Genomic DNA, 14,699 nt, shown 5'->3' with positions numbered 1-14,699 from the left:
ACAGATCAATATCCCCGGAAATCGTATGTTATAATACATTCAATGTCATTCTATAACCTTCATTCTGATTCGATCTGAAAGGAAACGATCTATGATTATTCCAGCACCTGAAGTGAACTTCACAGCTTCCCCATTCTATAATCCCAGTCTCAAAAATGTAGTTATTCTGGCCACCGGCGGCACCATTGCCGGCAGCGGCGAAGCGCATAAAACCTTGAACTACGAACCCGGTGCCCTGCCCGTGCAGGATCTGCTGGATAGTGTGCCCCACCTGGAACGGCTTGCCAATTGTGCAGGCGTACAGGTCAGCAATCTGTGCAGTGCAGATATCACCAGTGAACACTGGCTTACACTGGCTGCGTACATCAATACACTCGCTCTCCGGGAGGATGTGCACGGCTTCGTAATTACCCACGGCACCGACACCCTGGATGAGACTTCCTATTTCTTGAACCTGGTGATCAAGACTGACAAACCTGTGATCATTACCGGCTCCATGCGTCCGGCTACCGCAATCAGTGCCGACGGACCGCTCAATCTGTATCAGTCCGTTGCACTGGCAGCGAATCCGGATGCGTCCGGACAAGGCGTGATGGTTGTCTTCGCTGAAGGGATCTACAGCGGGCGGGATGTTCAGAAGGTGAATACCTTCAAGGCCAATGCCTTCGATGAGCGTGATTTCGGCTGCCTGGGCTATATGCGCGACAGTCATGCCTTCTTCTATACCCGGACGCTCAAAAGACATACGACTGCTTCACAATTCGATGTATCGGCCATGACCGGATTGCCGGAAGTATCCGTAGCCTACTTCCATGTCGACGCCGATCCCGGCATCCTGGATTATCTCGCCACAATCTCCAAGGGCATTGTGATTGCCGGTGCAGGTGGAGGCATCTACAGCAAGCCGTGGATTGATAAAGTCGGCGAGCTTAAGAACAATAACATCCCTGTGGTCCGCTGCTCGCGGATCTCAAGCGGAATCACGCTCAAGGACTCCTATATTGACCTGTCCGCCAATTCCATTCCCTGCAACAGTCTGGTGCCGCAAAAAGCACGAATTCTGCTCTCCCTGGCGCTGACACAAACAACCGGCTACGACGAAATTGCCGCAATGTTCAACGAATATTAAAACATTAGGAATCACTTTAAGGGGGTGTCCCGCAAGCCTTATAATGGCTTCCGGGGCACCCCCTTTTTTGACTGCTTTTGAGATAATCCCTGTCAGCCCGCTGCGGAAGGAAATTCGAAGGTTAGGACGGCACCGCCTTCCGGGCAGTTCCGGGCGGTAATCTTACCGCCGCAGCGCTCCACGATGGCGCGCGAGATGGCCAGTCCCAGCCCGGAATCACCATTTTTCCCTTTGACGAACCTGTGAAACAGGCTGGGCAGCAGCTCCTGCGGAATGCCGGGGCCGTCATCTGAAACCGTTAATGTAATCAGCCCCTTGCTTACATAACCATGGATATCAATCTTCCTGTCTGCATAACGTGCAGCATTGGATAATACGTTCAGCAGTGCCTGCAGCAGCTTATCGCGGTCAGCCCTCAGCATCAGCCCGCTGTCTCCGGAGATTTCAGTCTTGAGAGTTAGCTTTCTTGCAGCCAGCTGCGGATTGACCCGTTCTACCGCCTCTGAGAGCAGCTCTTCCAGATCGCATTCTACCGCCCGGAATATATCCTCCTCACTGTCCAGCTTGGCCAGTAGCGTCATTTCGCTCACCAGGTCCCGCAGCCGTCCGCTCTCGCCCAGGATAATATCCAGCCCTCTACGGACATCCTCACCTTCAAAAATCCCGTCCCTGATGCCCTCCGCATAACCGGATATCGACATCAGCGGTGATTTGAGCTCATGCGAGGCATTCTGGAAGAATTGCTTCTGTACCCGGTTGAACCTGTGCAATTCTCCGGCCATTTCGTATACAGTCTGGGCTACAGAACCGATCTCCCCACCCGCCCGGACCAGATTCACCTCGGCAAACCGGCGGTTTTTCACTTTTTTGAGTTCCTCACGCAGGTTCATCAGCGGATCAATCAGCTTCTTCGTGATAAACAGGCTGAACAGGAACATCACGGCTGCACCGGCGGCGAAGACGAGAATCAACCGTTTAAGCAGTGCCTGTTCGATAGCTTTGATTCTGCTGACAGGCGTCAGCAAGGTCAGTTTACCTTGGGGAAGCGCATTTACCTGCACAAGATAACGCTGGTCATTACCGTCCCATAAGCTCTGTAGGCTGTCCGGCTCCGCTGCAGCAATACCGGTAACTGCCCCCGTCTGCCCGGATGCAGGGATGGTGCCAGAGACCACCTTCCCCTGCTGATCCGTCACAATCGCCTGTACTCCGCTGGAAAGCGTAGCGTATTGAACCGGAAACAACTCATTTTCTTCAATTGGGACTGCACTTATTGCTGCGGCGGGCTGCTGCTGCATGCTGGCGGTCAGTGTAGCGCCTAGCGTCCGCAATCCCTCCTGTTCCTTACCGATGAAATGGTCCATCAGTACAAAATGAATCATCACGCCTGTGATAGACAAGACAAGCACCATAGACAGTCCAAAGGCAAAATTGATCTGATGCACCAGCTTCAACTTCTTCATCTGCCCGTTTAGCTTCATCCGTATATTCATCATTCCAGCCCTTCTCTCATCCGGTAACCGTGTCCCCAGACCGATTCCAGCGGTAAGCCGTCTATTTTTTTGCGGATGCGTTTGATCAGATGGTCCACTGCGCGGTCACTGCCGAAATAATCATCACCCCAGACATAACCCAGCAGCTCTTCCCGCGTAAACGCCCGGTTCGGATGTCCGGCAAATACCTTCAGCATCAGGAACTCCTTACTCGTCAGCTCCACCTCTGATCCGTGCCAGAAGGACCTCCTTTCTTCCGGAAGCAGCAGCAGGCCGCCCAGCTCTATGCCTGAAGGGGGCTGCAGCGCAGCTGCGGGCAGAGGCTGTTGGAGGCGTTCCCACCTTGCCAGCTGCCGTTTGATCCGGGCCACCAGCTCACGGGGACTGAACGGCTTGACCAGATAATCGTCGCTGCCCAGCTCAAGACCCAGTATTTTATCGACTTCATCATCTTTGGCTGAGATCATAATGATCGGCACCTCTGCTTCATCACGGATGCGTCTGCATAGTTCATACCCGTCCATCCCCGGAAGCATGATATCGAGCACCCACATGCCGGGAGGATCGCTTGTCCACAGGGCCCAGGCTTCTTCGGCACTTCCCAGACCAATGGTGCGGAAATTCTCCTTATGTAAATAAGCCTCGACCAGATTGCGTATATTCTCATCATCGTCCACAACAGCAATGACCGTCTGATTGTTCATCGTAACCCTCCACAGTTTTGTCTGCTCCATTATAACAAGCTGCCGGAGGCGGTAGGGCCCTGCCATTGTTTTTCCACAAATCCACCAATTTCCTGCCACAGTAGAACGCTATATTGGGAGCTGTAAGACAAACCTCACCCATAAGGAGTGTTAGTTCATGAACCGTTTAATCTTGAGAAGAATGGCCCTCTCCACCCTGCTGCTGTCCTCCATCGCAACCCCGGTGTTTGCCGATGCAGACCGCACGCCGCAACAGACACAGGCTCCCGCAGTTACCTTAAGCGCTGCCTCCGCACCTGTGCAAGGCAGTATCATGATTGCCTCCCGTTTCCCCGACTTGCTGGGTCTTGCTGAAAGCTATGCGCCGGAGACGCTTCAGGACTGGACCGATACGCTCAGCAGATACAGTAAGGCCATCCGCCTAAATGTTAGGGTGCTTAACCTCGATACACAAGGAGAATTTACCGCTCCAGCCGTGCAACTGGCCACACCTGTAGCCTTGACAACAGCCGAACCTTCCCTTGCCGGTTCAGCGCCGTCAACCGATCTTCAGCTTGTCATAACAGACGGGACCGTCAGTGCCTTCGCAACAGGAACAGCGGCTTCATCCACTGCAGAATTCGCTGTGTTTGCAACACCTGACAGCGTCCCGTCCGCCGGACTCACAAGCTCTGGCTCCATAACAGCCGCTGCAGTCCCGGCTCTGCTCCCGATGACAGAAGATAACGGATTCTTCAAGGCGCAGGCTGCACTGGCTGAAGCCGTTGAATCCAAAGATGCCGCAGCGGTCAAGCAAGCGCTGGACGGGCTGCTGGAACAGTACAAAGAGCTTACCAAAAAGCTTGAAGAAGTGAAGTAAGCACGGAATAACGCGTCTATAGAACAGGATATGCAAAAAGCAGGCCAAGGGCGGGTACCTTTGGCCTGCTTTTCGTTTAGACAATCAATTGTCAGGAGAGCGCCGCTACCGATTCAGGGGTAAACGCCTGAAGCTCACTCACCCGTCCGTCACGGATTTTGACCGCCCAGGCGGGATCTCCGAGCAGCGCCCGTCCCACGGCCACCAGATCAAATTCGTTGTCGTTCAGCCGCTCCACAAGTCCCTCCAGTCCCGGATGTGCCCGTCCTTCCCCTTCGGCGGGATCACTGTCCATGCCAACCGACCCGACCGTAATGGTCGTCTTGCCTGTCAGCTTCTTCACCCAGCCGGCAAAGCTAAGATCGGAACCGGCAAATTCGGGCTCCCAGAAATGGCGTACTGAGCAGTGGAAGATATCTACTCCGGCGTTCACCAGAACATTCAGCAGTTCCTTCAACTGATCCGGTGTGTCCGCAAGCCTGGCAGTGTAATCGCCCATTTTCCACTGGGACAGACGCATGGCTACCGGATAATCCGGACCTACCGCAGCACGTACAGCTTCGACTATCTGAGTAGCAAACTGGGCGCGCTTCACCAGATCGCCGCCGTACCGGTCTGTCCGCTGATTGGTCTTCACCCACAAAAACTGGTCAATCAGAAAGCCATGGGCTCCGTGAAGCTCTATACCATCGAACCCGGCTTCTTTGGCATGAAGCGCTGCAGCCGCGTAAGCTTGAATCACATCCGCAATTTCTTCCGTAGTCATCGGTTCTCCTGCCTTGTTCCCCTCCAGATCCAGTCCGGATGGACCGATGGACAAGGCTTCCGGATTAGGCTGGGAGCCATTCGGCCGGATCATGCCCATATGCACGATTTGCGGGAAAATTTTGCCGCCTGCTTCATGCACCTGTCTGACCACTTCCGCCCAGCCGTTCAATGCTGCTTCCCCATAAAGCTTAGGCAATCTGGGCTCACTAGTTGCTGAAGGATGGTCTATTAGAGCTCCTTCGGTTATCACAAGACCGACACCATTCTCGGCACGGCGGCAGTAATAAGCGGCTACATCCGGTCCCGGCACACCCTCAGGCGAGAAAGCACGGGCCATCGGCGACATTACGATTCGTGTCGGCAAGGTCAGTTGATGGATCGTATAAGGCTGAAACAAGGCTTGAATGGAATGATTGTTGTTCTGCGGATGACTCATGAACCGCACCTCCAATATTATTTTGGCACCCGCAGTTAAGGGGTACGAATGCAATATTAGCAAGGCCACCTGCCCCATTCAACCAACAATCCGCGCCTTCTGTTGCTTAAGCGAAATGACAAATGTATTGTTGGTTATCCAAGGATACCTTGGTTGGCGCAGCCGCAGATGTTTATAATAGAAAAAGCATAAGTTACCGAAGGGAGCATGGATAGAGGATGCCAAGTATATTATCACCGAACCCGAACGACCCGCGTGTCATCCGGACACGCCAGTTAATTCTGGACTCATTCGCCGAGCAATTAAATAAAATGGATTTTGGTGCGATTACGATACAGGATATCACGAAAAAAGCCACCATTAACCGCGCTACCTTCTATGCTCATTTTCCTGATAAATATGCGCTGCTTGAATCCTTTTTGTCGGATGCCTTCTCGGAGCTGGTTCTCCGCAAAATAGATGACAAGGCAACCCTGACGGAGGAAACGCTCCAGAAGCTGGTTGCTGCTCTTTGCGATTATCATGAATCAAGTCATCACTGCCTGAAGAAATATGATTCGCTGGCGCTGATTATTGAAGAGAATATTAAGATGCGGCTGGAGCAATTGCTGCAAAGGCTGCTGGGCGAAGCTAACAGCACTATGGATACTCCTACACTACAAACGGCTGCAACCCTGCTAAGCTGGTCAATCTATGGGGTTACCTTCCGCTGGAATAAGGAGGGCCGGCATGAGCCCCCTGCTGCTCTTGCCGGCAGATTAGTACCATTGATCAATAATGGAGTCTCCTTGTTAACTGCCGATGTCAGAGAATAAGAGACGCTAATTCGCACAAACGCTTCTGATGATTATTAACAGCGTTATTTCCGCTTCCGCTTCTTCTGTTTAGCTCCAGACTTTTTCTGTCCCTGACTATAACGCTTACCGCTCTGCGCAGGGTGGTTCTGACGCTCTTCTGACCGTCCCTTCCCGTCCGTCAGCTCCTCCGCTGCCTCCATCTGTGCTCTGGCTCCAGGCATCTTCACCTGCAGGGCAGGCTGCCGCAGTCCGCCGGATACTCTCCCTTTACGCAGCACCCCCGCCGCGTAAATGCCCGAGAACAGCAGAACAAACATGATTCCCGCTGCCAGACCTCCGCCTTGTCCGGGAATGAGCGGCATGCTGGCGAGAATGGCCAGCAGACCTCCCATTGCAATCCATGAGCTGTACGGATAGCCGCGCAACCCGCGCTGGCCCATGAAGGGTCCTCCGTTGCGCCGGCGCAGCCGGTAGTGGCTGGCCATGATGATGAAGTAAGAGAACAGCAGCGCGAAGCCGCCGGAGCTGACCAGAAACAAGTAGACGCCCTGCGGCAACAGCATGCCGAGCCCGAGCCCGGCCAGCATCGCGCCGCCGGAGATGAGGATACCGCGGTACGGAACATCCGAACGGTCCCTCATCCAGGCCGGAGTATGTCCCTCCTCCGCCAATGAGCGGAGCATCCGGCCCAGGCCGAATACGGAGGCTAGCATCGTAGACAGAATAGCGGACACAAGGACGATATTCATTACAGTCCCGGTCCAGCCGAGTCCATACAGGCCAAGGGCAGACACAAACGGACTGATCTGTTCGGAGACCTGAGCCGGAGGCAGCAGCAGGAACAGCGCGGTCATCGCAGCCAGATAGAGGCTGACCAGGAGCAGGATTGTCCGCCGGATAGCCTTCGGAATGGTAACTCCGGGATTCCCCGTATCCGATGCGGCAAGGCCCAGCACTTCAAATCCCGCGTATGTAAACATCACCATGAGCATACTGCCCGCGATACCTGCAATTCCCCCGGGGAAAAAGCTCTGGCCGCGCACAACATTCATACCTGCAGCTCCTGTGCCCTTCGTTCCAATTCCTGCTACAATAGCCACCGCTATGACGATAAAAGCAACTATGGCCAGCAGCTTGAAGGCTGCAAGTCCGCTTTCCAGCTTGCCCAGCCGTTCAGCGCCAAGCAGGTTCAGCAGCGTTACCAGAACAATGATTCCCGTACCGGCCAGCGCCAGCGGCAGAGCAGGGAACCAGGCCCGCAGCAGGATGGATACTGCTGTTGCTTCACTCGACATCGCAAGCACAAGGCCTGTCCAGTATACCCAGCCGACTGTAAAACCCGCTCCCCTTCCAAACGCCTGCTCGGTATAAGTGCGGAACGAGCCGGGTACCGGATTCGCCACTGTCATTTCCGACAGGGCGGACAGGATGAGATAGACCAGGACCCCTCCGATAACGTATGCCAGCAGTACAGACGGGCCTGCCGCCCGGATCGCAACGGAGGAACCCAGGAAAAATGAACCGCCCACCACTGTACCCAGCGCCAGCATTGTCAGCTGCCATACGGATAATCCTTTCTTGCCCGGTTTCTCAGACTTCCCGGCCTTCCCCTGCTTGACTGGGACCGTCTGATTACCTTGTTTTCCTCTCTTCATATCGTTCTGCCTCCCGGTTTGAGATAACAGAAGTATCTGCACATTCCGGGGAATTTAGCCAAAAATTCATGCAAAAAAGGGATTTCCCGGTCTGGCGGAAGTGAATTCCGCTATCCCTTGAAATCCCCGGGTATGCAATTGGCGGTTAGCGGCGCGGATACACCGGATAAGGATAAAATGCGGCTGCCGGCTGCTGGGCTGTGTATGGAGGTACACCGGAATAAGGCATCACTTGACCGTTCGCATGGAAGGCGTTCTCTGCGGCACCGGCGACGGCGCAGCCCGGAGGCGGTCCAAGAAGAACCGATTCTTTGAGCGGTGCAACTGCCTTGGCATAATCCTTTTCATTAATGCAATAGGCCCGCTGGATAACCTGTCCGGGCTTCAGATGATAGGTCATCAGCTTCTGGGTGAACGGATCGTGTAAGCCACAACTGGGCCTTCGTCCAGTTACTTTATGCCCGGGAGGAACCATTTGACACAGATGCTGCCTAGATCAGCCGCGCGATCTTCTCTATCTCCACGGCCGAAGCTGCCATCTGCTGCATTGAGGCGGTGATTTCCTCTGTTGCTGCAGCCTGACGTTCACTTTGGGCCAGACAATCCATCAGTATTGCATCCATCTGGGTGATGTTCTTCTTGATCATCTGCAGAATGCTGGCGATATCCTTGGCGGATGAAGCGCTTGATACTGACATTTTGCGGATCTCCTGAGCGACGATGCCGAAGCCCCGTCCATGCTCCGCAGCATGAGCCGCTTCAATCGCAGCATTAAGCCCCAGGAGATTGGAGTTATCCGCTACCTTGCGGATGAAATCCAGAATCTCGTCTGTCTGCTGCAGATCCACCACCACCCTCTGGCCCAGCTCCTTCAGGTCACTTACCGTATTCGCAAGATCAGAGGCTGTTCCCGCAATCTCCTCGGAAGTCGAGCTGATTTCATCAGAGGTCACTGCCAGAGCATTCGCCGCATCGCTAAGCGTTTCCTGATTACTGAGGCTGATTCCGATTGTAAATACGCCTGCAACCCCTCCGTTCCGGTCACGGATCGGCATAGACGATGACTTAAAGGGTAACCCGTAGATCTCCTTTGGGATATTGGCACTGACTTCTTCTCCCGTGTCGAGTGCAGTCCGGATTCCCCCGTTTGGCGGAACCGGGGTCCCCTCTTGGATCCGGACATCCAATTCTGTCCCAGGCAAATTGTAAATGAACTTTTCCGTATCCGTTAATGCAAACATTACATCAATAGGGAATAAGCGCTGCACAAGGGGCAGCGTTATTTTCAGTGCCTCCAGCAATTTCTCTATATCGGTTTCATATTCGTTATTCATGGTCTTTAGCAGCTCCTGCAATTCATATTTTCCGCACTCAAATCCATACAGCAAATCGACCAGTTATAATACCACTGTGGACTTGCTCATTCTTCCTTATTTCTCGAAGAGCGTGACGCAGTTGCGGCCTTCCGCTTTGGATTGATAGAGCGCATCATCCCCCAGCTTATAGATATCCTCCTCGCGGAGTCCGTCGACAAGAACGGCCGCAACGCCGATGGACACGGTAATTCTTCCGTATTCCGGGCTAAGCTCATGCTGAATCCGCAGCTCCGCGATGCTTCTTCTGATCGCTTCGGCATATTCCCGCGACTGCTGAGGGGTGAACCCGGCCACCACAATGCCGAACTCTTCTCCGCCCAGGCGGAACGCAACACCGTCCGCCCGTTCAGCCAGCTCTTTCAGCAGCTGGCCGACTCTCCGCAATACGGTATCTCCCTCATAATGGCCGTAGGTATCATTGTATTTTTTGAAATAGTCTATGTCGAGCATCAGGTAGGTCAAATGCCGTTTGTCTACAGCTGCCTTCTCTACCTCGTCCAGGAACAGCTTATTGAAGTATCTGCGGTTATACAGCCCGGTCAGCTCGTCGGTAATCGAGATTTGCTCAATCAGTCCGATATATTTGTTCAATTCCTCGTTGTTAAACTCCAATTCCTTGGTCCGGTCCGCCACGAGCTCCTCCAGATGCTCTTTATGCCGCCGCAGCTCCTCCTCCGCCTTCTTGCGCTCGGTAATATCCTTCACGGTCCCCTGAATCGCCGGTTTGTCCATATACATGATCCGGATGACCTTGTGGATCACAATGACTTCACGGGTCTTGTCCTTGTGAACAAGCCGGGTCTCATATTCATCAGGCACCTGCTTGCCTTCAACTCTTCTGGAGTAATAGTGCATAACCTTCTCCTTCTCGGAGGGGCTGAGGAAGTTCTCGAAAGGCTGATCCAGCATCTCGTCCATCTCATACCCCAGCATCTGCGCCAGGGCCTCGTTGACATATTTACACCGCTTGTCCTGGGTAATGAATACCCCGTCCTGCAGATTGTTCACCAGTTCACGGTATTTCTCTTCCGACCGCTCCAGCTCGGTGTAGAGGCTTGCATTCTCCAGGGAGAATACCATTTCTCTGGATAACAGATTAATGATCTTCATCCGTTCCTTGGTGAACACCCCGGTAACCAGGTTGTTCTCCAGATAGATAATCGCAATCGTCTTATTCTGGTTGATCAGCGGCATACATACCATCGATTTCGGCTGATGCTTCACAATATAAGGATCGTTCACAAACATTGTCTCTGAAAAAGCATCATTGTAAATCAGGCTCTCCCGGCTCTCTTCCACCTGCCTGATAATCGAGACCGGCAAATTATCCAGCTGTGATGACTCATGAATAGCGACCGAAATTCTGTCAGTATCGGCTTTATATTCACCCTCCACCAGAAGATTCGCCTGGGAGTTCATCAGAATACAGCCCCGCTGGGCGCCGGCATTCTTGATGACAATCTCCATGAGCGCTTCCAGCAGATTGTTCAGCTCAATCTCCTTGGAGATTGCCTGGGAAGCGAGGATCATTGAATTCAGATCAATGCTCTCGGTGTAGTCCGTAACCGTCCGGCCGTGGAGGAATTCCTTCGTGTTAATTTTTTTGACTATGGAAGAGTAACGCTCGTTAATGAACCTGATCTTCTCTTTGGCGCCCCAGACCGAATAATAGTATACGGATTGCCTGAGTAAATAAGCGGCGAACTCATTGAACTCCTTATGATGATAGAACCGGGCTGCCAGCTCATTGCTCAGCGCCTTATACCGTACAAAGCTTCCTTGCTCACTGGTCTCAATCGCCAAATCATAATAGCGGCTTGCCTGATTATCGTTCCCACTGATTCTGGCCCATTCGGCCTTCATCAGATATTCATGCTGGCGGAAGGTTCCCGGCGCATTCCTGGCCCATTTGCGGACCCGCCCATACTCTTTACGCATTCTGGATTTGGCCTTACGTTTGCCGTTCACACTTAAATCCTTATAGGCATAAGCCAGATTCAGGAAAGTATACAGGGCGAATTCTTCCATAAAAGCAGATCCGGCCAGCGTTCCGATGATCGGGTAGGCCTTATCGATATACTCCAGTGCTTCGTGATGCTTCTCATAAGTGAACAACAGCTTCATTTTATAGATATAATAGATCGCAATTCCCGAATAATACCGCGCTTCTTCCAACTGGCTCAAATAGGCCTCTTCACTAAATGACTTACTGTCGAAGGAAGTCGGGTCCGGCAGTTCGCCTGCAAGACTGCGGAAATACTGGCGGGCCAGCTGCGCTGTGGCAAGCGATTCCTTATATTTCGTATTCTCAATCATAGAGATCGTACGGGTACTCTCCTGAAGTGTCGTCGCGATGTCCATCGACGGGTTCCAGAGATTCACATAGAATGCGGAATGGGCGAGATAGAGCAGATCCCCTGTCCGCAAGCTGGCTTCAATCGAGGTGCCGAACCAGTCCTGCAGCGTATCCCAGGGCTCGGTCCAGGAATGGCTAAACAGCGTATACAATACATGTGCCGCACCTTTCCACTGCAAATCATTGAACCTGTCGTTAATCCTGATCCCGAGCCGCCCGAATTCAAAGGCCCCTCTGGTATCTCCGAAGCCGGACAATAACATGGCGTATCCGATAAAAGCAAGCGCCGACTCGGGGGAGTTGCCGTATTTCAGGGTCAGGCCGACCTTTTTGAGGACCACCAGCCCAAACAGCGAACTCTCCCCTGAAATAAAAGAGGGCGGGATAAAATTAATCAGCAGCCGCATGACCAGCTTCATCTCCGGATCTTTCATTTCCGGGGATTTAAAAATCCCTTCCGGCGTTCTTCCCCGCAGCGCAGCCTTGATCACCAGCAGCTCCTTCAGTACGGAGGCCATTCCCACCTTGGCGGGGATCCGGATTCCCAGCGCTTGCAACCCTTGTCTGCCTGCAGCGATCGATTCCGGCATCATACCCAGATACATATAATGATTGGCCTGCATTTCGTAAATTTCCGCGAGTGCGATTCTGTCCGTAGTATGTTTCTGCAAAAGGGTGCAGGCCTGATCGGCCTGTTCTACATGGTGGGTGAGATAGCCGCATTCCGCATACAATCTGTAGATCTCCGCAGTCTGCTTCCTGTCCGCCAGCCAAGAATTCTCTGGCAGCAGCGTAATTGCCGCCTCCAGCAGGATGAATGCCGAATCATAACCGTAACCTGCCTTGGCTTTCTGCGCTGCACGCAGATTAAGAGCGATCACATCCTCAATTTCAGAGCGCTCGCTGATAAATTCGAGGCCTTTATTCATGTGTGTAGCAATATCTATAATCTTGTCCTCGGCATCCCCGTTGCCATAATTCTTCAGCAGAAGACGCCCGATGCTAAGATGCAGCCTTTTCCCCCGTTCAGCGTCAAGCATCTGGTAGAAGGCCTGCTGAATCCGGTCATGGGCAAATTTCAGCCAGATTTCCGTCTGCAGCGGTGCCGCCCCTGCTTCACTCAGCGTCCCGGAGAATATGGCATAGCGGTGGTCCGCAGGTAGAATATACTCCTCCTGTACGGCCCGGCTGATAGCAGCTGCAATCACCTCCGGCGGTTCTTCACCGATCAGCGTAAGCATGCCATAATCGAATATATTGCCGACGGCCGAGCTTAACATTAAGATATTGCGGACATCTCCCGGCAAATTCTGCAGCTGACCCACCAGGAAATCAACGACATTATCATTGACCGGCAGCGCCTCAATCCGCTCCAGGTCCCAGGTCCATTCCCCGCTCAACTTATCAAAAACAAAAAATCCGCGTTTATGTAGATCCTTCAGAATTTCCGTCAGGAAAAAGGAATTGCCTTTGGACCGCTTGAAGATCAGTCCGGTAAGCTTCTGCACCCTATCCTTGCTGCTATACAACGTGTCAGCAATAAGACTTTGCACATCCTCCTCATTCAGAGGCTTCAAGTGGATGCGTGTAACCTCACGGCTCTTCTCAATTCTGGCGATGGAGGCAAACAGGGGATGCCCTTCGTGAATTTCATTCTGCCTGTAGGAACAGATTACAAACAGCCTCTGCAGATGGTTATCCAGCACCAGCTTCTCCACCAGCTGCAGGCTGGAGTAATCCGCCCACTGGACATCGTCCAGGAACAGGACGAGCGGTTTGTCATTATGGGTGATCCCCTCCACAAACTTGGCAAAGGTCAGGAAGAAGCGGTTCGTCTCCTCGGCAGGATTCAGCGGTTCAACCTCTGGCTGAACGCCGATCCAGGCGGCAAGCTCAGGGATTAACCCGGTAATCACGCTGCCGTTTCCGCCCAGCGCCTTGTTCAGCGAACGGCCGATATAACTTTTGTAATCCTCATCCGGGCTCTCAAGCAGCTGGCTGATCAATCTCCGGAAGGCCTGGATCAGCGCGCTGTACGGAATGTTCTTGTTATACTGGTCGAATTTCCCTTCCGCGAACAGCCCTTTCTCCTGGCTGATGGTCTGGTGGAGCTCATGGACCAGTGCCGTTTTGCCGACACCAGCATCACCGGAGACCAGCATCAGCTGCGAGCTCGTTTTGAGGCTGCTGCGGAAAGCATCCTTCAGGCCGGACAGCTCCTGCTGCCTGCCTACAATTTTTTGCGGAATGCGAAAGGTATTCAAGAGGTCCTCCGTACCTATCACGAAATCCTCATGCCCGGCCAGACATTTCTTCAAATCCGCCTTGATTCCGTGAGCGCTGCGGTACCGGTCTTCCGAGGACTTCTCCATAAGCTTCATAATAATAGCCGACAAGCCGCTCGATACAAGGCCCCCGCTTGCCTTATAGGGAGGAATTGCCTCTTTGGCAATAATGGAATAGATCTGCTCAAGCATTTCCTGTGAATTAAAGAGCTTAATGCCGGTCATCATCTCATAGAGTACGACGCCCAGTGAATAATAATCGCTCCGGTAATCAATATTGCGGTTCATCCGTCCCGTCTGTTCAGGAGAGATGTACAGCAGGCTGCCTTCAAGCACCCCGCTGTTCTGGAATTCCCGTTTCTCTTTGGGCAGCTTCACCGCAAGATCGAAATCAATCACCTGCACAATATCCTGTTCCCGGTTCCAGATAATATTGGACGGCTTGATATCCTTATGGATCACATTCTGCTCATGAATGGAAGCCAGAATATCCACAACCTTGACCGCGAGCTTCAGCAGTTCCTCCTGCCCGTACTTCTCCTCCGCCAGAATCTTCTTGAGCGAACGCCCGTGGATATCCTCCAGCACCATGATATACAAGCCGTTCTGTTCTTCCAGCTTAAGAGGCCGGATGATCCCCTGTACGGTGTGGCTAAGCTCTGTAAGCAGCTTATATTCCTGCTTGAAGCGCATGACTGCTTCGGTTCCGGTAAATTCCGATTTTAATACTTTTAGAATGACTGTTGCTCCGGTTGTAGCTTCGCTGCATCTGTAAACCGCTTTTATATTATTATCTGAAATGGTTTCCAGTATCTGATAGTTGTCGTTAACAATCATTCCT

The 14,699-nt window shown here is 52.8% G+C and carries 10 protein-coding genes; 3 read left to right on the top strand and 7 right to left on the bottom strand.

Annotation, left to right across the window (positions count from 1 at the left end; genetic code table 11):
• The first annotated feature begins 91 nt into the window (after positions 1-91).
• Entirely contained in the window at positions 92-1,129 is a 1,038-nt protein-coding gene (locus MKZ24_RS17475; RefSeq protein WP_042138440.1) for an asparaginase, read from the top strand.
• 92 nt (positions 1,130-1,221) lie between these two features.
• On the opposite strand, the gene MKZ24_RS17470 is transcribed toward MKZ24_RS17475, so the two are convergent.
• On the bottom strand, positions 1,222-2,625 hold the full coding sequence (locus MKZ24_RS17470) for a sensor histidine kinase (RefSeq protein WP_231637683.1): 1,404 nt from the start codon (positions 2,623-2,625) through the stop codon (positions 1,222-1,224).
• On the bottom strand, positions 2,622-3,326 hold the full coding sequence (locus MKZ24_RS17465) for a response regulator transcription factor (protein WP_042237436.1): 705 nt from the start codon (positions 3,324-3,326) through the stop codon (positions 2,622-2,624). The genes MKZ24_RS17470 and MKZ24_RS17465 overlap by 4 nt, the downstream gene beginning before the upstream one ends.
• A gap of 157 nt (positions 3,327-3,483) precedes the next feature.
• Here MKZ24_RS17465 and MKZ24_RS17460 point away from each other — a divergent pair, with 157 nt between their 5' ends.
• A complete protein-coding gene (locus MKZ24_RS17460) occupies positions 3,484-4,185 on the top strand; it encodes a hypothetical protein (RefSeq protein ID WP_340784937.1) in 702 nt (233 codons plus the stop codon).
• Between the two features lie 91 nt (positions 4,186-4,276).
• Here the strand turns inward: MKZ24_RS17460 and MKZ24_RS17455 are convergent, their stop codons facing one another.
• Positions 4,277-5,389 (bottom strand): NADH:flavin oxidoreductase, encoded by a 1,113-nt coding sequence (locus MKZ24_RS17455; RefSeq protein ID WP_340784935.1) that lies wholly within the window; start codon positions 5,387-5,389, stop codon positions 4,277-4,279.
• Between the two features lie 218 nt (positions 5,390-5,607).
• Between MKZ24_RS17455 and MKZ24_RS17450 the strand changes: the two genes are divergently transcribed.
• Positions 5,608-6,204: a TetR/AcrR family transcriptional regulator gene (locus MKZ24_RS17450; RefSeq protein ID WP_042237442.1), complete on the top strand. Its 597-nt coding sequence runs from the start codon at positions 5,608-5,610 to the stop codon at positions 6,202-6,204.
• Between the two features lie 44 nt (positions 6,205-6,248).
• On the opposite strand, the gene MKZ24_RS17445 is transcribed toward MKZ24_RS17450, so the two are convergent.
• The 4 genes from MKZ24_RS17445 to MKZ24_RS17430 form a co-directional block, all read right to left on the bottom strand.
• Positions 6,249-7,841 (bottom strand): amino acid permease, encoded by a 1,593-nt coding sequence (locus tag MKZ24_RS17445; protein WP_340784933.1) that lies wholly within the window; start codon positions 7,839-7,841, stop codon positions 6,249-6,251.
• Between the two features lie 145 nt (positions 7,842-7,986).
• The gene (locus MKZ24_RS17440; RefSeq protein ID WP_340784930.1) at positions 7,987-8,241 is read right to left on the bottom strand and encodes a hypothetical protein; all 255 of its coding nucleotides are present in this window, start codon (positions 8,239-8,241) and stop codon (positions 7,987-7,989) included.
• 91 nt (positions 8,242-8,332) lie between these two features.
• Complete coding sequence (locus MKZ24_RS17435; protein WP_042237444.1) at positions 8,333-9,175, bottom strand: methyl-accepting chemotaxis protein; 843 nt, start codon at positions 9,173-9,175, stop codon at positions 8,333-8,335.
• Between the two features lie 96 nt (positions 9,176-9,271).
• Complete coding sequence (locus tag MKZ24_RS17430) at positions 9,272-14,695, bottom strand: diguanylate cyclase (RefSeq protein ID WP_340784927.1); 5,424 nt, start codon at positions 14,693-14,695, stop codon at positions 9,272-9,274.
• Positions 14,696-14,699 lie beyond the last annotated feature (4 nt).

Source organism: Paenibacillus sp. FSL R7-0297 (genome assembly GCF_038009025.1).
GTDB lineage: Bacteria > Bacillota > Bacilli > Paenibacillales > Paenibacillaceae > Paenibacillus_AQ.
This window is presented reverse-complemented; position numbering and strand designations above follow the sequence as displayed.

Bases quoted from the DNA above. Each gene is read 5' to 3' on its own strand.
- MKZ24_RS17475 (WP_042138440.1), top strand. From the start codon at position 92: ATGATTATTCCAGCACCTGAAGTGAACTTCACAGCTTCCCCATTCTAT.
- MKZ24_RS17470 (WP_231637683.1), bottom strand. From the start codon at position 2,625: ATGATGAATATACGGATGAAGCTAAACGGGCAGATGAAGAAGTTGAAG.
- MKZ24_RS17465 (WP_042237436.1), bottom strand. From the start codon at position 3,326: ATGAACAATCAGACGGTCATTGCTGTTGTGGACGATGATGAGAATATA.
- MKZ24_RS17460 (WP_340784937.1), top strand. From the start codon at position 3,484: ATGAACCGTTTAATCTTGAGAAGAATGGCCCTCTCCACCCTGCTGCTG.
- MKZ24_RS17455 (WP_340784935.1), bottom strand. From the start codon at position 5,389: ATGAGTCATCCGCAGAACAACAATCATTCCATTCAAGCCTTGTTTCAG.
- MKZ24_RS17450 (WP_042237442.1), top strand. From the start codon at position 5,608: ATGCCAAGTATATTATCACCGAACCCGAACGACCCGCGTGTCATCCGG.
- MKZ24_RS17445 (WP_340784933.1), bottom strand. From the start codon at position 7,841: ATGAAGAGAGGAAAACAAGGTAATCAGACGGTCCCAGTCAAGCAGGGG.
- MKZ24_RS17440 (WP_340784930.1), bottom strand. From the start codon at position 8,241: ATGACCTATCATCTGAAGCCCGGACAGGTTATCCAGCGGGCCTATTGC.
- MKZ24_RS17435 (WP_042237444.1), bottom strand. From the start codon at position 9,175: ATGAATAACGAATATGAAACCGATATAGAGAAATTGCTGGAGGCACTG.
- MKZ24_RS17430 (WP_340784927.1), bottom strand. From the start codon at position 14,695: ATGATTGTTAACGACAACTATCAGATACTGGAAACCATTTCAGATAAT.